The organism is Paenibacillus sp. RC67, assembly GCF_030020805.1.
Classification (GTDB): domain Bacteria; phylum Bacillota; class Bacilli; order Paenibacillales; family NBRC-103111; genus Paenibacillus_S.
In genome coordinates this window covers 5155259-5175405 of record NZ_CP125098.1, presented here as the reverse complement: position 1 = coordinate 5175405, position 20147 = coordinate 5155259, and the positions used below count along the sequence as shown (strand labels likewise).

Here is a 20147-nt window from a genome sequence, read left to right as displayed (position 1 = left end):
GGGGAAGCTCATCATCAGTGGTTTGTCCGAGAGTTTGGATATTGCAGCACTATTTGAATGGAGGATTCTATGGTGAAAAAAATTATTTCTTTTATTATGTCCTTAGCCATGATCGCATTTCTCTTTACAGGCTGTTCGCCCAAAAGCGGGGATTCGAAGAATGAGTCAACCAATAAGCCCGCCGTCAATGATACCCCGGTTACTTTAACAGTTGGTATGCCTAATGGGTGGATGACCGACGCAGAAATTAAACGTTACATAATGGACCCTGTAAGCAAGAAATACCCGTGGATTACGGTCCAAATGATGCCGTATGTACAAGGGAAAACCTTGCCTGAGCTCGTAGCTGCCGGTCAAACACCAGACATTGTCATCGACAGCAACGTTGGTGGTTTTGCCACCTGGAGGGAGCTGGATTTGGTCATCTCTTTATCTGATTTGATCAAAAAGAATAATTTGGATCTTGGGCGGTTTGAACCCGAAGCACTCGATGCGATCAGGGCGGGAACGCAAAGGGAAGATCTTATTGCCATCCCCTATTGGAGGCATTTTTCCGCACTATATTACAATAAAGAAATATTCGATAAATTCGGTGTGCCCTATCCGAAAGACGGTATGACTTGGGACGATGTATATGGGCTATCCCAAAAATTAACAAAACTCGACAACGGGATTCAATATCGCGGATTGGAGCCGAATGTGACTGAACGAATGGCATCCCAGTTAAGTCTGCCATTTGTTGACCCCAAGACGAACAAGTCACTCCTGAATACGGATCAATGGCAGAAGGTATTAAGTAATGCAGCCAGAATTCGCCAGATCCCGGGGAACGAGCAGATCACTTATAACTCAGCTGCCAACGATCTCTTGTTAAAGGGAACCTTGGCTATGATCGCTTCGGTCAACATTATATATGAGGGGAATTTGTACACGAATCCTCAAATATGGGATATAGTCAGTTACCCGACGTGGCCGGAGGCACCAGGCATTGGAATGAGGGTCGACGAACATGCGATGGGAATTACAACAACTAGCAAGAATAAGGATGCTGCTTTTCAAGTGATTGCAACCATCACATCCGATGAGGTTCAGACGGATATGTCGAAGCAAGCTCGGGTCAGCATTCTCAAAGATGCTAAGATAAGAGATGCTTTCGGCTCCAATATTGAATTCCTGAAGAATAAAAACGTTCAAGCTATCTACAAAACAAAACCGGCGAAATCGTTCACTCCAACCAAGTATGATTCAATAGCAAGCGCAGCTATCAACGAGGCGCTGAAAGATATCATCGAGAAAGGTAAAGACGTTAATACCGCATTAAGAGAAGCGGACGAGAAAGCAAATCAGAAAATACGTGAGAAAGAAGCAGGCGCCAAGTAAACCGAAACTTCCCCCGTCATGAGACAGGGATAAGATACTATACAAGTCTGTATAACCAGTCGTCGGGAATCAACCGGCGATTGGTTACTTAGTGTCGTTTGAATGCAAACAGAGCATATTTTATATTCGGGAGGAATTAAAATGACTAATCCAATTATTACTTCAATTTTCACGGCTGACCCCTCCGCCCACGTATGGGAAGACGGAAGGATATATATTTATGCTTCTCATGATATGGATCCAGCAAAAGGGTGCGATCTAATGGATCGATATCATGTGTTTTCCTCAGATGATTTGGTGAATTGGGTAGATGAGGGTGAGATCCTCAGTTCCAAAGATGTGGCTTGGGGCAGGCCAGAAGGCGGATTCATGTGGGCACCTGATTGCGCGTATAAAAACGGCACCTACTATTTTTATTATCCACACCCGAGCGAATCAGATTGGAATCAGTCATGGAAAATTGGGGTTGCCACAAGCCAAAAGCCTGCAAGTGGTTTTACCGATCAGGGCTATATCCCGGGGCTTGGCGGATTTGCGATGATCGATCCGTGTGTGTTTGTCGATGAGGATGAATGTGCGTACATGTACTACGGTGGTGGGGGACATTGCCAAGGTGGCGAGCTTGCAGAGGATATGATGTCATTGAAGGGTGACATGCGAACTATGGAGGGCTTAGAGGACTTTCACGAAGCTGCATGGGTTTTTAAAAGAAACGGCCTTTACTACATGACTTATGCAGATAACTTTAAAGATAACAACCGTATGCGTTACGCAATCAGCAAAGATCCATTAGGTCCATGGACATACAAGGGGATTTTTCTTGAGCCGACCGGCTGCTCAACGACGCATGGCTCAGTGGCGGAATATAAGGGGCAATGGTATCTGTTTTATCACAATCAGGAAATTTCGGGAAGAGGCAATTTAAGAAGCATCTGTATGGATAACTTGCATTTTAACCAAGATGGAACTATTCAAACCGTGATTCAGACTAAAGAAGGAGTCAAAGCGGTAGGGGAAGGTACGGTTCCCTATAAAAGCAAGAAAACATACGCTGCCAGCGAGAGTATGGTAAGAGGTGGCGCAGTCATTGAAAAAACAGAGACTGGCGAAACCGTAGTCAATAATTTCCATATCGCAGGTTCTTATTGCTTGTTCGATCGTGTGGAAGGAGCAAATGGCGGCAGGGGAACAATAGCTATCCATTATGCAACGGAAGAAAGTTTAGCGAAATTAGAATTAATAGTAAATGACACCAACTACTCTTTACTCAATACTCCTTCGACCGGTAGTATGATGAACTTTACTGGATGCGCTACTATCACTGTGAATTTGAAGCCAGGTAACGAAAACGTCATCACCCTCTTAGGAGGCTATGGTGAATTAAGACTTAGCTTCATTACAGTCTGCCTGTTACATGACTAGTCTTCCAACGTAAGAAGGCCCATACACAAAGGAGTGCCTGTCTTCAGGCCTAGGTTGGCCAAACAAAGTTGACTCTTCTAAACATCTACGGAAAGTCATAGGATGAAGCTTGCTATAGGCATAAGCTTCGTCCTATTTTTGGTATTTGGAAGAGGTTACGGTTCCAAACAAATGAGCTGGAGCAGGACTTACTGTCGAATTTCGTATAACCAGCTTGTTAGGAAAAAGGATGTTACGACGATCCTGTGTAGGATCTTGAATAAGGGAAAGAACAAGCCTTGCAGCTTCTCTCCCCATGTTCTTCTCATTCTGATCTATATAGGTTAGCTGAACTTCTGAGAGAATAGAATGCACATAGTCATCGAAACAAACAATAGACAGAGCCCTTGGAACATCGATATGTAAAGAACGGGCCGCTTTCATGGCGATTAGACCTATAGCCGAATTCGTTGTAACCAATGCTGTAACATCTGGATTCTCCATTAAATAGTTCTGGATTTGTTCGACGACCGGCATTTTGGTAAGACTTAATCTAAGCCGATAGTCAATGAAAAGCCCTGAATCACTTAAAGCCTGCTCATAACCATGTAAACGATCCTCGATACTTGTGGTTCCCGTAATGGCTGTGCTTATAAAGCTAATCTTCGTATGGCCAAGATTCGTTAAATGTTTTGTAGCTTCATAAGCACCCGCAAAGTTATCGGAACTTATACAGTTCGTATCCAGTCCGCGCAAATACCGGTCAATAATGACAAGAGGAAAATGGTCTAAGGTTAACTTCAAGATTTCATCATTGAAAGTCTCACCGTCCACCGGGTAAATAATGATCCCTTTGACACCGATCTGGGTGAGCTCTTTCAATATTTTATTTTCTAATTCCTGCGAATAGTGGGTAAGTCGGAACACCAGGTTATAACCATGTTCGGCCAACTCCTGTTCTATTCCTGTTATCAAGTTGGCTGTAAATAAGTTATTAAGGCGAGGCATAAGGAATGCAACAAAGCGTCCATTTTCTTCTTTATGCTCATATGACAAGGGTGGCTCCAATATGTCATCGGAGATGTAGGAACCTCTTCCTTGAATTCTATGGATTAGGCCTTGTTTAACGATATCGGCCAAAGCATTTTTTATGGTAATTCGGCTGACGTTAAACTGCTCTGCAAGTTCATTTTCCGATGGTAATTTATCCCCAGGTTTCCATATGCCTTCGCTCATTTGATTCATGATGTCATTTTTTATTTGTATATACATAGGGACTCTCTTTGGGGATTTAGGCATAACATCATTGCTCCTTGTATGTTTTTTATAACAAATATACAACTAATATTCATTTGTGTAAAGCTATTGAACTAAAGCTATCGATTGGATGGATACATTACTTGATTTTCTTGAGGGATTACATGAGGTTCAGAAGTGAAGAATATGCTCCTAGTGATTCAAAATATTAAAAAAATTAGTTTTATTTTTATAAAAAAATAGCATATAGATATTAAAAATATATAATTACATAATTGAATATACAATATATTTACATGTCTTTTTTTGAGTGTTATAATCAGTTCTGGTCGACCAACGATTTGCAGGGGATGCCTTTAATTTTTACGCAGCTGGTGATGCTAAGCACTGTGTTGAACCAATTGAGAAGGAGCGGGTTACTTTTGACTTCATTACTAAAATAAGGAAACCTGTGCTGAGCAAGGGCCAACGAACGAAGTGAGGAACTGGTGGGGGAATCCCGCCATGAGCTCGCTTCTCAGAAGGATTCATCCATGCAGTATACTTTTAAAGGAAGAAGTGATTTTTAATGAAAACCGTACGTTATGGAATTATTGGAGTAGGGAACATGGGCCGGGCACATGCAATCAGCCTGCTGGGTGAGATCAAGAATGCAGAGCTGGCGGCAGTGTGCGATACCAGTAAGGAGCGTCTGGAATGGGCGGAAGAGAATCTGCCGGCTGATGTGAGACGGTACAGCAGTCCGGAGGAACTGATTAAAGCAAAGACAGTGGATGCCGTACTTATTGCGACACCCCATTATGATCACCCGACGCTGGCCATAGATGCGCTAAACGCTGGATATCATGTCTTGATCGAGAAGCCGGCAGGCGTGTACACCAAGGCTGTGCAGGAAATGAACGACACCGCTGCAGCCCATCCCGAGCTCAAGTTCGGAATTATGTACAACCAGCGCACGAACCCGCTTTACCAAAAGCTCAGAGAACTTATTCAGTCAGGAGAGCTAGGTGAAATCCGTCGCACCAACTGGATTATCACAAACTGGTACAGAACGCAGCACTATTACAATTCCGGTGGCTGGCGGGCGACCTGGGGCGGCGAAGGCGGTGGTGTGCTGCTAAACCAAGATCCACACCAGCTCGATCTGTGGCAGTGGATAACCGGGATGATGCCAAAGCGTGTGCGTGCCTTCTGTCATTTCGGCAAGTATCGGGATATCGAGGTCGAAGATGATGTAACCGCTTTTGTCGAGTATGAGAACAGCGCTACCGGCTTGTTCATAACCACTACCGGTGAAGCACCGGGAACGAACCGTTTCGAGATTAATGGGGATAACGGGAAAATCGTAGTAGAGAACGGTACCCTGACCTTCTGGCGGTTGCGCACACCTGAGCCAAAATTTAACGCTGAATTTGCAGGTGGCTTCGGTACTCCTGAATGTTGGAAATGCGAGATTCCAGTGAAGCCGGGTGGCGGCGATCAGCACAAGGGCATTTTGCAGAATTTTACCAACGCGATCCTGCATAACGAGCCTCTCCTCGCACCGGGAGAAGAGGGAATCCTTGGCCTGACGCTTTCCAATGCGATGTACCTTTCTTCATGGACCGACAACTGGGTAGAACTGCCGATTGATGCCGATCTGTTCCATGAGAAGCTGATGGAAAAGATTAAAAATTCCACCTTTCAGAAGATAGCGGCTCCGGACAAAGCTTTTGAAGTTAGCGGATCGCATTAATCAAATGTCATTTTAGGAGATGATTTCAGATATGCAACCTTCCCAAATTGCTGTTCAAATGTATACACTCAGAGAATTTGCCAAGACACCGGAAGCACTAAGAACGACCTTTCAGAAGGTAGCGGACATTGGTTACACTGCTGTTCAAGTATCCGGCATTGGGCCGATGAATCCGGCGCAGGTCAAGGAATATGCCGATGAAAGCGGATTGAAGATCTGTGCAACCCATATTTCGTGGGACCGGCTTGAGAATGATCTGGATGCGCTGGCACGGGAGCATCAGCGGTGGGACTGTAAATATGTAGGGATTGGTGGGCTTCCAGATCATTACCGCACCAGCCAGGAAGGTTATCGCACCTTTGCTAAGCAGGCTTCAGACATTGCGCTTCGTCTTAAGGAACAGTACGGATTACAATTCATCTATCATAATCATGCTTTTGAATTTGAAAGTAGGGATGGCATCACCGGAATGGACATCCTTCTGAACGAATCGAATCCGAAGCATTTTGGATTTGAACTGGACTTGTATTGGCTGCAAGCAGGTGGAGCCGATCCAATCGAATGGATTCGTAAGGTGGAGGGCCAAATGCAGGTAGTTCACCTTAAGGATATGGCTATCGTGAACGGCAAACAGGCCACTGCCGAGCTAGGCGAAGGGAACATGAATTACAAGGGAATTATGGATGCATGCCGTGAGACAGGCGTGGAGTGGTATGTGGTGGAACAGGATACATGCCGCCGGGATCCATTTGAGAGCGTTGCCATCAGCCTTGATTATTTGCAGCGCTACCTCTTGGAAGGTAACAAATAAGCCGTAGGAACAAGTTGTTGTATTTACGTTTGTCAGGAACTGGGGAAACAGCCGAAACGGCTGGCTCCCCTCGTATAAACACTGCTGCTGCGAGCGCCCATGACATCTAAGATAGCTTATTAGGTTAACCGAAAGACTATTTAGAGGAGGAAAGCGCATGGCGAGAAAAGGAATTAGTGCAGTAGCTCTAGTCGTTACTGTGGTTTTGACGATGCTGTTGTCTTCAATCGCGTTGGCTGACAATGTGAACCCCGACTGGCAGCTGTTCGAATCCAGCTACCAATCGGATGAGCTGGTCGTGGCAGGTGCGACGGTACAGGAATTTGGAGCTGTTGCAGATGGAGTAACGGATAATACGGCAGCCTTTCAAAACGCCTTGAACTTCATGGCCCAGGCAGGGGGCGGAGCGGTTTATGTGCCGAAGGGTAAGTATGCGCTTCGCGGGAATCTCACGGTACCCAAAGGGACTACCTTAATTGGAGAAATCAAACCAGCTGTAAAAGGCCAGCCCGTTGAAGGAACAGTTCTCATGGCTTACGCAGGGAGAGGCAATGCAGACGCCAAGGCTTTTATTACTCTGCAGCCGGTCACGGCCGTCCGGAATCTGGCGATCTGGTATCCCGAGCAGACTCCGGATAACATCAATGCGTATCCGCCTTCAATAATGATGGGGGATCCTTCGATCTGGGGGGACAACTACAGTACGGTTGAGAACGTTCAATTTGTAAATTCTTACATCGGCTTTAAGAAAGCGCTTACTATGGGCGGGTGCCCTGTCATACGTAATATAACAGGTTCACCGCTCAAAGCGGGAATTATTATCGACGCACTGGCCGATGTGGGGCGCGTTGAGCATGTCGATTTTTCCCCGGAATATTGGGAAGCCTCCGGACTGCCCGGCTCGCCGAGTGCGGCAGGGGCACACCGTACGTTTATGTATGAGAAAGGCATCGCGATCGAGATGCATCGGAACGATTGGTCCTACGGCCGATTCTTGTCGGCGGAAGGCTATAATGTAGGATTCCACACGCTGAACTCGTTCAATGTAGAAGCCTATAACTCAGAATCGAATATGCGGCTTAAGGATCAGTTTCCGAACGGCGAGAACTACGGACTGAGCTTCAAAAACTGCTATATCGGCGTAGCGATAGAGAATACGTCCAATGCGGGCGTGATATTTACCAACGTCAAAATTACCGATAGCGAGAATGGCATCGTCCTCCGCAACACCTTTGATAGCAAGGTCAACCTCATGAACTGGAAGATCGATGTCTCCGGTTATGCGGTTCTGCATGAAGGAAGCGGAATTCTAATGGCACACGACCTCGACGTGGAACGTGGCAAGGTTGAGATTTCCAGCGGATACGCCAGTATCCTGGATTCTGATTTCAATAATGCTGCCCCGCAGGCAACGTATGGGGTACAAAGCGCAGGAAGTCTGCTAGGCAACCGCTTCAAAGCAGCAGCCAATATTACGAACAACAGCACCAAGGGTGTAACGATCGACCATACTCCGGTGGCTATGGAGAAGGTTCCAACGTTTCCGGAAGTCGGTATTTTGGAGAAAAAACCGGCGAAGGCCGTGTTGTATAACGTTAAGGCAGCTCCTTATCTGGCTAAAGCCGACAATGTTACGGATGACAGCGCGGCGATCCAGGCGGCTTTGAATGATGCCGGGCAGAACGGCGGGGGTATTGTATTCTTACCGTCAGGGAAATACGCGGTGAAAGCGAATTTGACTGTACCGGAAGGTGTGGAGCTGAGAGGGGCGCTCGATACGCCACAAGCTCCAATGAATCTCGGATCTACGATTGAAGTGTATCCGGGTAAGAATCAGGAGAACGACACACCGTTCATCCAGGTATCCCCAAATGCTATTGTTAGAGGCTTATCCCTCGACTATCCGGAGCAGGATTATAAGACAGTGATTCCTTATCCGTATACCATCCGGGGTATGGGCAATAATGTAAGCCTTATCAATATCGGCGTGAGAAATTCTTATAATTTCATCGATCTGTTCACGAACAAAAACGACCATGCCTATGTCGAATACATGGGCGGCCAAGTCTGGCGCACGGGGATTCGGGTAGGCGGGGGCACCGAGCATGCCCTGATCATGAATACGCAGTTAAATTACGGCAATCTGGTGGACGGCTCCGAAAGCAAATGGGGCTCTTGGAGCAATAGCCCTCCCAAAGGCTCGACGTCTGCCGAAAAGGATGCCTTTGAGGCAGACAGGAGCAGCATTGAAGGTTACATGAAGAACAACTTCGAAGCGTTCGTGCTAGGGGATGCCAAGCATATTTTGTTTTACAACAACTTTACCTTCCCGGCCGGGGTAGGCCTGACGCTGAAATCCGAGAACGGAACGGCACCCTCGGGCTTGTCGCTTGGCTATGCTTCGGATAACAGCAGGATTGCTTTTCTGGTTGAGGACATCGCTCCTGAAGGATTTAACTTCATCAATACGCAGCTTGTTGGGATAACCAGTCACAATCTGATTCCTATCGGAGTGAAAACTAGCCCTAGCTTTACGAAGAAAATCACTTTGTTCGGCACTGCTTTGTGGGGGAGTCTGGACAGATTTACCGAGCTGGACGGCAATGGTACCGTCGAGATCCAAGGAGCCAATTTTGCTTCCTCGATCAATCGCGACTTCGTTGTGAATCAGGGGAAACTGAAGGTGATTAATTCCAAAATCAATACTTACAAAACCAAATTGATTGACATGGCACCAGGCACCCAAGTAAGCTTTATCGCTACGAATTACTTGCATGATAGTAAGGCACAGCCCATAACGCAAACTGATTTTCATCAGTGGCTCGCGAATTCCGACCAGACCGGGGTCAAGTATCAAACCCCCGCTCAATCAGCGGTAACCCAGGTTGTCGTCAACGAATCCATATGGGTGAAGGTAGCGGGAAGTACGGTCAAGTTTACAGGGCAAGCGCCATTTATAAAAGGAAATATTGTCTATGTTCCCATCCGAGCGGTCCTGGAGAAACTTGGCTATCCGGTAATCTGGGAAGCAGCGACCAACACGCTGGTTGTGGATACGTATGACAAGAAACTTCGCATGCAGGTCAATAGTATCACCGCTATAGTCGATGACCAAGTGATTACGTTAGATGCGCCAATCCAAAAACCGAACGAGGATGTGGTTGTCCCTAGCTCCTTTATCGGTGCCGCCCTGGGCTCAGACGTAACCTTTGACCTTGCCAAGCGCGAGTTAAATATCTCCCTGCCGCATATGGAGGATACCCCCCGGGATTCGCAGAAGGAAGCTTCGCAGCTGAGGGTGTTTGTAGCCACGGCTTCGGCCTCCCAGACCGGTAACGAAGTTGACCATCTGATCGATGGTAAGAACGACACCAGATGGGCTGCGGAAGGCAATCAATATGCCATTCTAGATTTAGGTGCCAAACGAATCATCACCTCTGTGAAAATTTCGTTCAACGCAGGAGAAAGCCGGATATATCCATTTACGATCGAAGTGTCGGAAGACGGGCAAAACTGGACACAGGCGATCTCCGCACAAAACAGCGGAACGACGCAAACCTACGAGGAATACCTTGTATCAGGCTTTGCCTATGGCCGCTACCTGAAATACAACGGAAACGGAAGCAACGTAAACAAATGGAATAATATTTGGGGCATCAAGGTTTACGGAATTGACAATGTGTTGAAGGGTACCCCAACCAATCCCCCGGTCACGACTGCCACTGTGGCTCCGTCTCCTAACGTGGCGGGATGGAACAAAAACGATGTGACGGTCACTCTGTCGGCTTTAGATGGAACCGGAAGAACGAGTGTACAATCGGTTACCTACCGTGTTGAAGGAACTCTGGCGAGAGATCCCGTTACGGTGCAAGGGAGAACTGCATCCATACTTATTGCTGAAGAAGGGATCACATCGCTAAAGTACTACGCTGTCGATACAGCCGGCAACAAAGAAAATGAAAAAATGTTAACCTTTAAGCTAGACAAAACACCGCCAATCGTTAATTTTCAGGGTGGCGGGACCTATACCGTAAGCCAGGCAGTATACATCAGTTGCAGCGCAGAAGACCGCTTATCCGGATTGACTATGAATCCATGCGGTAACGCGCTCATTAGCGCCCCCGCGTACACTTTAGGGCTGGGAACCCAAATATTGACTGTCACTGTGTCGGATCAAGCCTCAAACACCGCTTCCTACAATATTAGCTACACAGTAGAAGTGACTTACGATAGTTTATGTGAATTGACAACAGGGTTCTTGACACAGAATGGGAAAGAACAGTTGGCCAATTCGCTTTGTTCAAAGCTTCAAGGGGCTAAGGATGCAGCCAACAAGGGGAATCAAAATGCCGCAAGCGGCAAGATCGAAGCCTATATACATGAAGTCGGTGCGCAGAAGAATAAAGCATTTACTAACGAACAAGCCGACCTGTTGGTCAAATTCTCCAATTCGATCAAATAACGGAGTAGAAGCAGATATCAGTAGAGACAGGGCAGGATGATATGCCTCACATAGGCTTTTCAACAGACACAGCGTTGCTGAAGCAATGCTGTGTCTGTATCCATTTGATGACCCTTTTCTGGGGGCAGTATGGCTTCTATTACGTCCCAATGCTCGGCGATCTTTATCGAATCATAATCACGTTCGATTCCAGCGGTTACAAGAGAGCATTCTTTTGAAGATATGCTATACTAGCAAAGTAAAGGGGGTGCCTACTGATGGATAATTTCTTGAGATTGTCCGTGACTTCTACTACTCATGCAAAGCCAATTATTAGGAAGCGTTACTTTGTATGGGGCGAAATATTTTATAACGCTGAATAAGCTTTTTTAATATTTTGGCTTTGCACCTTATTTTGTGTGATTAAAAATAAGGGGTGGAGTAAATTGAAATATACGAATGCCAAAAAACTATTACCTGAAAAGCTAATCATAGAGATCCAACAGTATATTCAAGGAGAAACTATTTACATTCCTAAGCAGGAGAAGGAATATAGCCGTTGGGGAACCTTAAGTGGCGGAAGACAGTGGCTTGATCACCGAAATGCCGCTATTAGACTTGCATTTAAGAATAATAGTAGTATGGAGCAGCTTGCTGAAGAATATTTTCTCTCCATTGATACCATTAAGAGAATTGTTTATTCACATAGAAAAAGACTGATGAAATTTCTTCATCAGTCTTTTTCTATGTCAAAAATGATTCTAAGTTATTGTTTTCATATAGATAGCTTATTGCAAACTTTAGAATATGAATTACCTTTGAAATCGATCCAAATGGGGAATACTTGAGCCATCATCATTCGATTTCAGCAGGAACAACTAATGAATGGTGGATATCAAGAAAGTGAGGCAACAATAACAATGAGTGAACAAAATAGCAGAAGCAGACATCTGATTGATCTGGAAATTATTAGTGCCATTGATTTATTTCCAACAAGTGATCTTACCGAAACTACGCTAATGGAATCACGTGAAAATCAATCAAAGATGTTACCGCAAATCGATGTAACACAGATGTTCCCTGTCACATTCGAAGAAAGGGCGGTGCCAAGTTATTTTGGCGGTCCTGATATTCGCATAGAAATTATTAAGCCCAGCCAGCCAAAATATAAAAAGATGCCGTTATATTATTCGATTCACGGTGGCGGAATGGTTTTGGGTAGTCCAATCGTTGATCGACCAGGCAATGCGTCACTGGCTGTACAGCATGGTTTTTGCTGCGTATCTGTGTATTATCGTCTAGCGCCGGAACATGTTCAGCCAAGTCAATTGCAGGATTGTTATTCAGGCTTAAAATGGTGTATTGAACATGCCGTGGAATTGTCAATAGATACTCAGAAAGTCGCTATTGCAGGCAGCAGCGCTGGCGGTGGTTTAGCAGCAGGTCTAGCCCTATTCATTCGTGATCAAAAGGAATTCGATATCCATCATCTGAGGCTGCGCAGCCCAATGCTCGATGACCGCACGGGTATTACGCCAGAGCATCCGCATGCCGGTGAATTCGTTTGGACAAAACGAAGTAATTATTTCGGCTGGAAATCGGTTCTAGGACATGAAACAGGTCAGGAGGAGGTAAGTGAGTATTACGTTCCTGCCCGTGCAAAATCACTGTACCACCCACTTATATCAGTATTGGCAGCATTGATTTGTTCATCGATGAAGCCCTATTATTTGCAAAACAATTGGCCTTTGATGGCGTCTTAGTCGAATTGCATGTATATCCTGGATATCATCATTTGGCTCCCATGTTCCCAGATGCGCATTTTTCCCAAGAAGGTGCTAAATCATGCGAATACGCCTTACTGAAAGCTCTGAAGTTGCTTTGAATTTTTCAATAATACAAGAAAAGTAGCGGTAATCTAGGACTTATTTTCAAGTCCTAGTGCGCTTTGTTTTTTACAATCAGCAATGAGTAAGCGGCACTCGTCTCGATCCCCAGACTGGGCCGTTTGCTTGACGAAACGGAATTGACTCTGCCGCCAACGCATCCGGCCATCATTCTAGATATCGTCTTGCAGTTAGGGAAGAGGGGGGACGACGCTCCACCGTCTCCGTGATTAATTCTCGTACCGGGACACGGTCCATGTGGAATATCCCTTCTTCACTTTCCAGCTTGGCGAGAAGAATCATTTCCGTCACGATTTTTTTCAACCGTTCACATTCCTTGACGATAACATCCAAGCCTTTATCGGCATGATCCCCCGTAAAGATGCCGTCCTTGATGCCCTCGGCGTAGCCTTGGATGGACATGAGCGGCGTCTTCAACTCGTGCGAAGCGTTTTGAAAAAACTGCTTCTGCGTACGCTGGTATTTCTCCAATTTACCGTCGAGATCATAGACAGCCTTCGCAACGTCTCCAATCTCGCCTCCCGATTCGACCAACTGAACTTCGGAGAAACGGCGCGTCTCCACCTTGTTCAGTTCCTTCCTCAAATCCCCGAGCGGTTTGACGAGCCTTCTTGTGATGAGCATGCTAAGCAGGAAAGCAACGATAATCCCGACGGACAGGATGATCATTAACCGTTCAAACAAAGCGAGCTACATCGCTTTGATTTTGCTTAGCGGAGCGGCCATCACTGCCGTGACACCCTGTGTGTCCGATTCGATTCCTTGGCTCGTCGATACCGTTTCGATAACATATTGATCGTCTTTTCCTCTCCATATTCCTCCTGAGACGAGGTCGCCTTGCTTCGATAATTCCATTAGTTCTGAAGTCACATCGTAGGACAGGGTGGTGTAGACCACTTTGTTCCCGGGTGCGATCAGTACCGCGTTCGTGATCCCTGCAGAAGGGCTTGACATCACGGATGTCTGTACATCACTTTCTTGAGTTGGAATGAGTGGCATGACTGGAGAACAGCAAATCCCACGTTCAACCGGAAGCATGGGCATTCATCAAGTTTTTGCTTTCCGATGAAATCCAAGCAATGCCCAATCTCACGGGTTTGCCGATGAATAAAGGCGTCGCCGATCAGAGATTGAATGAAGCTTTACAGAAAATCAAGAACGGAACCCTGGATACGCCGACGCCAAAAAACATGCTGCCTGATGGGGAAAGGGCGAAAAAACGGATTGAAGAGGTACAGAAGCTGATCTCGGAGGCGGATGTCCGAAGATCCAGCGATATGAAAGTGTTAATGATCGCGATGGAGGAGTTCAAAAGCTTCATGAGCGGGCAGAAATCCGCGGAAGAAGTAAGCAAGCTGATCCAGAACCGGGTGAAGACGTATTTGAATGAGTAACGGAAGAAAGCAGTAGGTAAGATCGAACGTCGAATTATTCCAAATATTTACAATATTTTCATTTAAGTCTGTCTAGCGTAAAGAACTGCTGCACACAAGAAAACAACCTAAAACCATTGAATTGGGCCTTAGGTTGTTTCACGTTCGTTAGTTAATAGGGATCTAAACTGAAACAGTGACTCGAATGTCCTGTGGATAGTTGCCGAAGTTCTTGCCAAAAAGGCTGACACCTCCACAATTCGCAGCGGATTCGGGACTAGAGATTCGAAAGAGGAGTTCCTGTCCTGCATGGATGTTCAATTCATGAATTCGAACATCAGAAAACCGTACTCCATCGACAAATGAACCTTCATTCGTAATGGAGAGGACCTTAAGAAGTCCATACTGCGTATCCACCCACCACTCTGGCGTGTATTGTCCGCGTTTGCTGCCAAAATCCCCAGGGCAGGTCCATGTAGCAACATCCATATTATTGACGGAAAAAGTAATATCCGACGGCCAATTTTCGTTATAATAAGGTGCCTCAGAACAAATCTCCATAGAAATGTTTAGACTTGACGCGGATTCTTTTCCTACCAAATAATTCGGAATCCGATATTCGACAAAACCGCATGCAAACCAGAGGTGCTCAGCCGTCATGCGCTCGGGATCATCGAAATAACGCGGATCGTCCATCATGCCGATGCGCTTGTCGGAGGACGCCAAACCACAGGTTGGGTGAACCTCGTACCGGATATATTGTCCAACCGGAAGTTCTACCGTAAACCCAGTTTGGTTCCGTGGCTTTTCTTCTTCGGCAGTTCGGAGTACTAGCGTCATCTTGTCCACTTTCAATGAACAGACCTTCTGCGTACCTCGTTTTCCTACCGTATTCTCCGTAGAAACAATCCCAGCTTCTTCCAGCTTCTGGATATGCTTTGTCATTATGGCTGAGGACAAGCCTAATGCCTCTGCGAGTTCACCAATGTTATAAGGTTTCTCATTCAATAATTCAATGATCCGAACTCGTGTTTCAGAAGAAAAACACTCCAGCACGTTCATATATCTCGTGGTCACGTCTATTTTCATACTGCACGCTCCTAACTCACTCCATTATATAACCTGTTTGTTAATTAATCAACTTTGCATTGACAAAAAAGCAGAGCAAATCTATTATATTAACCATTATAGAATAAAGATAATTATTTTATTAAATAGAAGAGGGGGAGTGTGGGCATGGCTTAAGTTAGGAGATGAAGAACAGCGAGGGGTAGGTGATAAAGGATTTACGAAACAAATGGAGATTCTTTCATATACCGAGCGAAATTTGTGAAAACGGTTTCCGGGACAAGCATATGGCTGATTGGTTAGATTCAGCATGTGAAACTGCTTCATTTTCAAAAACCGAAGTTCAAGCCTGATGTGGATAAGAACTACATTCATTTTACTGGCACTGTGTCATATAGAGTTTAGGTTGGATACACACATTGAATATGGAGGGATCTAATTGAAAAGGAAGTTAGTACTTACTGCTGCAGTCTTATCGTTGCTCCTGAATATCGGCTGCCAAAGCCAGAATAGGTCTGGCGAAAAAAGCGCGGATATGTCCAATATCAGTACGGAGCCTGTTACTTTGAAGTTAATGGTTGCCCAAGGCTTTTTCGCCCAGGAAGATTTTGAATCCTATTTTGTTGAGCAGGTAAAAAAGAAATACCCGTATATTACCTTGGAAATGGTTAGTGGCAAGCTAGAGGATATGATCACCTCCGGTGAGGTGCCGGATATTTTAATCGCCGGGCTGCCTGGTATTCCTTCTTTACAGGATTTACAAATCATTGAGGATCTAAATCCGTATATCAAAAAGCTTGGAATGGACCTGTCCAAATTTGATCCGGTCACGATTGAAGCCATCAAGAAGTTTGGAGCAAAAGGTGAAATGGTTGCGCTGCCATTTCGCATGAACATCCCTGCTCTCTTTTATAACAAAGACATATTTGATCGGTTTGGAATCACTTATCCTAAAGACGGTATGGCATGGGAAGAGACTATCGATTTGGCGCGCAAGCTGACACGAATGGATGAAGGCGTTCAGTATTTGGGTCTCTATACGGGTGGGGCGGATCGCTTTGCAATGGGGCTTACTTTGCCTTATGTGAATAAGCAGACAAATGAAGCCGTATTAACTACGGATAGCTGGGCAAAGGTACTGAATCTGTATAAAACGCTGCATGACATCCCGGGATTTGTGAAGGATGGTAAAATAGTAAACAATTCGCACACCGTATTTGTGAAAGAAAAATCCGTTGCTATGGCCGGCTATTGGGGCGCTGATGTCATCGGTGAAATCGATAAGCTGCAAAAGAGCGGTCAGGACTTTCATTGGGACATGGTATCACTCCCCACGTTTGAGAAGGGCAGCGGTTATGCATGGCAGGCGGAAACGCATAATATGTTCGTAACCACGACAAGCAAACACAAGGATCAAGCTTTCCAGGTGGTGTCCCTTGTCGCAGGAGAAGAGGTACAGAAGCTGATCAATAAGAGCGGAAGAATAACGGTGCTGAAGAAATCCGAAGAAACGAAGAAAGAGTTTGGTACGGACTTGGAGTTTCTGAAGGGGAAAAACACAAATGCGTTCTTCACCCTCCAGCCGGGGATGCATGAACATACGAAATTTGATCTAAAGGGTAGAAGCTTCATTGTAGAAGCCAGCAACGATATGATATTGAAAGGTATCGATGTCAATACCGCTTTGAGGAATGCTCAGGAAAAATTAAACCAATATATCAGGGAACAAACCGTTAAGTAATTATTCATCGTGATATACAAATGATTATAGATCCATCAATGAAAATCTGCTCGCCGAGTTTCGTATTCGGGCGAGTTTTTTTCATTCATACCCCATCCGTCAAAACCGAATTCGACCGTCGAATTCGGTTCTTTTTCAGCTTGTTTATTCGCGAGAAGCAAACGCTTTCGGCAACTTTCACAGCGAGTTACCGTGTATCATTGTATTTGTTAGATCGCGATCGCAACAACCATCCTAATGCCGGAGGTGTACGGAACTAATGCGCGTTGCTAAAGGATTTGGCTTAAAGTTAACGGCGCTTGTTCTCATGCTTATGCTAATACTGACTTCTTTTGGGGCAAACGATTCGTCTGCTGCATCCACTTCGACCTATTCGAATCCGATCAACACTGCTGGTGCGGACCCGTATGTCATGCTGCATGAGGACGGATATTATTACTTTACCCGCACATTAGGCAATAGATTGGATATTTGGAAATCGAGATCGTTAACCGCAATGGATCTGGGACAACGAAAAACGGTATGGACACAACCTTCCGGCTTAAAAGACATTTGGGCTCCGGAGATCCATTATATCGACGGTAGATGGTACATCTATTATACCGCGAATACGGGCTGCGGAGATAATTGCCGTGGAGTGTACGTCTTGGAGAATGATTCCGCGGATCCGTTGCAGGGACAATGGACCGAGAAAGGAAAGCTGAATACGCAGTATGCCGGTTTGGACGGCACCGTATTTGACCATAACGGCAGGTTATACTTCTTGTATGCAGCATACGGGAATTGGTCCGGCGCTCACGGAAGTGCGATCGCCATAGCACCGATGTCCAGTCCATGGACACTGGATGGCGACAACGTGATTTTGACGAAGCCCGAATACGACTGGGAAAAGAAGGGGATGCCGGTAAACGAAGGGGCAGTCGTCCTCAAGCGTAACGGTAAAATTTTTCTCGTCTATTCCGCAAGCGCCTGCTGGGAGGACGATTATTCGCTCGGCATCCTGACAGCGAACGATACAAGCGACTTGCTTAATCCCGCACTGTGGACGAAGAGCACCCAACCGGTATTCGCCAAATCACCGAATAACAGTGTGTTCGGCCCGGGCCATAACTCCTTCGTCCAGTCCAAGGACGGCACTCAAGACCTGATCGTCTACCACGGCAACAGCGGTCCCGGCCAAGGCTGCAGCGCCCGTCCGTCCCGTGTGCAATCTTTTACATGGAACAATGATGGCACTCCGAATTTCGGCGTTCCGACGAATGGCCCGCTCTCCGTTCCATCCGGCGACTACCGGATAGAAGCAGAGAAAGGCACTCCGGTTAAAGCGGAAGTAAAGGACAAGACAGCCGCTTCCGGAGGTAAAATCGTGCGTCTGAACAATGTAAATAGCTCCTTGACGATCAAGGATGTCATTGCACCAGAGGAAGGGAGCTACACATTATTGGTTCGGTATTCAAATACCGCCGGCCAGGATGCCACAGAACAAGTTTCGGTGAACGGCAAGCCGACGACGTTGTCTTTCCCCCATACCGGAAGCAACCAGTTTGCCATCGCCTCATTACAAATCGATTTGAGAAAGGGTTACAATAACGTCATCGAATTCACGAAGGGCAAACATGCCGTCGAGATAGATTATATCGAGATATCAGGCAGTAACACATTCACGGTCAAGTCCGGGGCTGAATATAAGCTCATCAACCCTAACGGCGGCAAGGCACTCGACGTAACCAATGCGGGTACGGCTGATGGGATCTGGATCCAGATGGGAAATGATACCGATGGCGGGGCAGCACAGCGCTGGAAAATGATCCAGAACACGGACGAAACCTACTCGTTGATCAATCCAAACTCCGGTAAAGCATTGACCGTTATGGATCCATCTGCTTCTTGGGGAAGAGTGGCAGTATCGGAGGATAAGGGACTTGACACGCAAAAATGGAAGCTCGTCGACACCGGCAATGGCTATTGTAAATTGATGAACGTGCAGACGGGCAAAGCACTCGATGTAGGCGGTGCCAGCATCGATAGCGGAGCGAGTGTAGGGACTTGGCAGGAACTCCCTGGCGGGATAGCGCAATTTTGGCTCATGTACCGATTGGACTGACGTTGTAAGCGCGTTCGGAATCCATTACAATGAGGGGGAAGTCATTAACTTTAAAGGCATGGGATCCCCTATGAGCTACGGATTTGTGGAAAGCATCGAACATTTTGCCCCTCATTGCTTTACGGGAGAGGAGGGAGCAGGGTTGTTTCGTTCTCATTCGCATGACGCTGATGAAATTACACTTATTCTTGAGGGTGAAGGTTATTACACATCGGCGGGACAAAATGTATCGGTTGCGGCAGGCGATTTGATCCTGATTCCGGCCGGCATCCATCACGGATTCGTGTGCCTGAAAGCGTGGGCCGGTATCTCGGTTCACTACGATTTCCGTGTAATCCCGGCTTATTGCCAATATTTGCTTCAGCATGCATACAAGCAGCGTCCGAATCAAATTTTGAAATCATGCTTATGCGGGAATTCTCTCCATAGAGCCCAAGTGGCATTGCTTCAATTGGAGGAAGAAGGACAGCGGGAGCGGCTGAACGAATTCTCGGACGATCTGATGCGCAATGCGCTGGAGACACTGCTGCTAACCTACCATTCAAATACGCTCTGCGCTTCGGAACCTGCTCTTGCAGAGGGGGATAGCGACGAACGGATGGTCCGCGACGTACTGCAAGAAATTCACAGGACTTATTTCACGTCATTGAAGATAGCCGATTTGGCGGCGCGTCACTTTTTATCTGAAAGTATATTCCGCAAAAAATTTACGGAGCGGGTCGGTGTACCCCCGAAGCAGTACATCATCACGCTTCGCTTGAACGAAGCCAAAAGGCTGCTGAGAAATACCGACAAGCCGGTCGAGTTCATCGCTTCTGAAGTCGGATTTACTTCCTCGAGCCGCTTTCATGATTTATTCGTCAAGCATGCGGGTAAAACTCCGCTTGAGTGGCGCAAGAACTTCGATACAAAATAGCTCAGCCCGGTCG

At 46.2% G+C, this 20147-nt stretch carries 13 protein-coding genes and 2 pseudogenes; 11 read left to right on the top strand and 4 right to left on the bottom strand.

Annotation, left to right across the window (positions count from 1 at the left end):
• Positions 1–69: 69 nt before the first annotated feature.
• Both QMA13_RS23550 and QMA13_RS23545 read left to right on the top strand, forming a co-directional pair.
• The gene (locus QMA13_RS23550; protein ID WP_282936174.1) at positions 70–1380 is read left to right on the top strand and encodes an ABC transporter substrate-binding protein; all 1311 of its coding nucleotides are present in this window, start codon (positions 70–72) and stop codon (positions 1378–1380) included.
• 141 nt (positions 1381–1521) lie between these two features.
• Positions 1522–2802, top strand: coding sequence for a family 43 glycosylhydrolase (locus QMA13_RS23545; RefSeq protein WP_282936173.1), 1281 nt, complete (start codon positions 1522–1524; stop codon positions 2800–2802).
• A gap of 132 nt (positions 2803–2934) precedes the next feature.
• Here QMA13_RS23545 and QMA13_RS23540 read toward each other — a convergent pair whose 3' ends face one another.
• Entirely contained in the window at positions 2935–4053 is a 1119-nt protein-coding gene (locus QMA13_RS23540) for a GntR family transcriptional regulator (protein WP_282943523.1), read from the bottom strand.
• Between the two features lie 553 nt (positions 4054–4606).
• Between QMA13_RS23540 and QMA13_RS23535 the strand changes: the two genes are divergently transcribed.
• From QMA13_RS23535 to QMA13_RS23515, 5 genes and pseudogenes are all read left to right on the top strand, one after another.
• Complete coding sequence (locus QMA13_RS23535) at positions 4607–5773, top strand: Gfo/Idh/MocA family protein (RefSeq protein WP_282936172.1); 1167 nt, start codon at positions 4607–4609, stop codon at positions 5771–5773.
• 31 nt (positions 5774–5804) lie between these two features.
• Positions 5805–6584 (top strand): sugar phosphate isomerase/epimerase family protein, encoded by a 780-nt coding sequence (locus tag QMA13_RS23530; RefSeq protein ID WP_282936171.1) that lies wholly within the window; start codon positions 5805–5807, stop codon positions 6582–6584.
• A gap of 157 nt (positions 6585–6741) precedes the next feature.
• Entirely contained in the window at positions 6742–11046 is a 4305-nt protein-coding gene (locus QMA13_RS23525; RefSeq protein ID WP_282936170.1) for a glycosyl hydrolase family 28-related protein, read from the top strand.
• Positions 11047–11471: 425 nt separating this feature from the next.
• Positions 11472–11729: pseudogene (locus QMA13_RS23520) on the top strand (CD3324 family protein); the annotation flags it as partial.
• Positions 11730–11945: 216 nt separating this feature from the next.
• Positions 11946–12910, top strand: a pseudogene (locus tag QMA13_RS23515) (alpha/beta hydrolase fold domain-containing protein).
• A gap of 169 nt (positions 12911–13079) precedes the next feature.
• Here the strand turns inward: QMA13_RS23515 and QMA13_RS23505 are convergent.
• Positions 13080–13616 (bottom strand): histidine kinase dimerization/phospho-acceptor domain-containing protein, encoded by a 537-nt coding sequence (locus QMA13_RS23505; protein ID WP_282936167.1) that lies wholly within the window; start codon positions 13614–13616, stop codon positions 13080–13082.
• 6 nt (positions 13617–13622) lie between these two features.
• Positions 13623–13976 (bottom strand): hypothetical protein, encoded by a 354-nt coding sequence (locus QMA13_RS23500; protein ID WP_282936166.1) that lies wholly within the window; start codon positions 13974–13976, stop codon positions 13623–13625.
• Between the two features lie 59 nt (positions 13977–14035).
• Between QMA13_RS23500 and QMA13_RS23495 the strand changes: the two genes are divergently transcribed.
• A complete protein-coding gene (locus QMA13_RS23495) occupies positions 14036–14326 on the top strand; it encodes a hypothetical protein (RefSeq protein WP_282936165.1) in 291 nt (96 codons plus the stop codon).
• A 162-nt stretch (positions 14327–14488) separates the two neighbouring features.
• Here QMA13_RS23495 and QMA13_RS23490 read toward each other — a convergent pair whose 3' ends face one another.
• Entirely contained in the window at positions 14489–15394 is a 906-nt protein-coding gene (locus QMA13_RS23490) for an ArsR/SmtB family transcription factor (RefSeq protein WP_282936164.1), read from the bottom strand.
• A 418-nt stretch (positions 15395–15812) separates the two neighbouring features.
• Here QMA13_RS23490 and QMA13_RS23485 point away from each other — a divergent pair, with 418 nt between their 5' ends.
• The 3 genes from QMA13_RS23485 to QMA13_RS23470 all read left to right on the top strand — a co-directional run bounded on the left by QMA13_RS23485 (position 15813) and on the right by QMA13_RS23470 (position 20134).
• Positions 15813–17114 (top strand): ABC transporter substrate-binding protein, encoded by a 1302-nt coding sequence (locus tag QMA13_RS23485; RefSeq protein WP_282936163.1) that lies wholly within the window; start codon positions 15813–15815, stop codon positions 17112–17114.
• Positions 17115–17373: 259 nt separating this feature from the next.
• On the top strand, positions 17374–19218 hold the full coding sequence (locus tag QMA13_RS36440) for a family 43 glycosylhydrolase (RefSeq protein WP_349254164.1): 1845 nt from the start codon (positions 17374–17376) through the stop codon (positions 19216–19218).
• A 70-nt stretch (positions 19219–19288) separates the two neighbouring features.
• Positions 19289–20134: a helix-turn-helix domain-containing protein gene (locus QMA13_RS23470; protein ID WP_282936162.1), complete on the top strand. Its 846-nt coding sequence runs from the start codon at positions 19289–19291 to the stop codon at positions 20132–20134.
• Positions 20135–20147 lie beyond the last annotated feature (13 nt).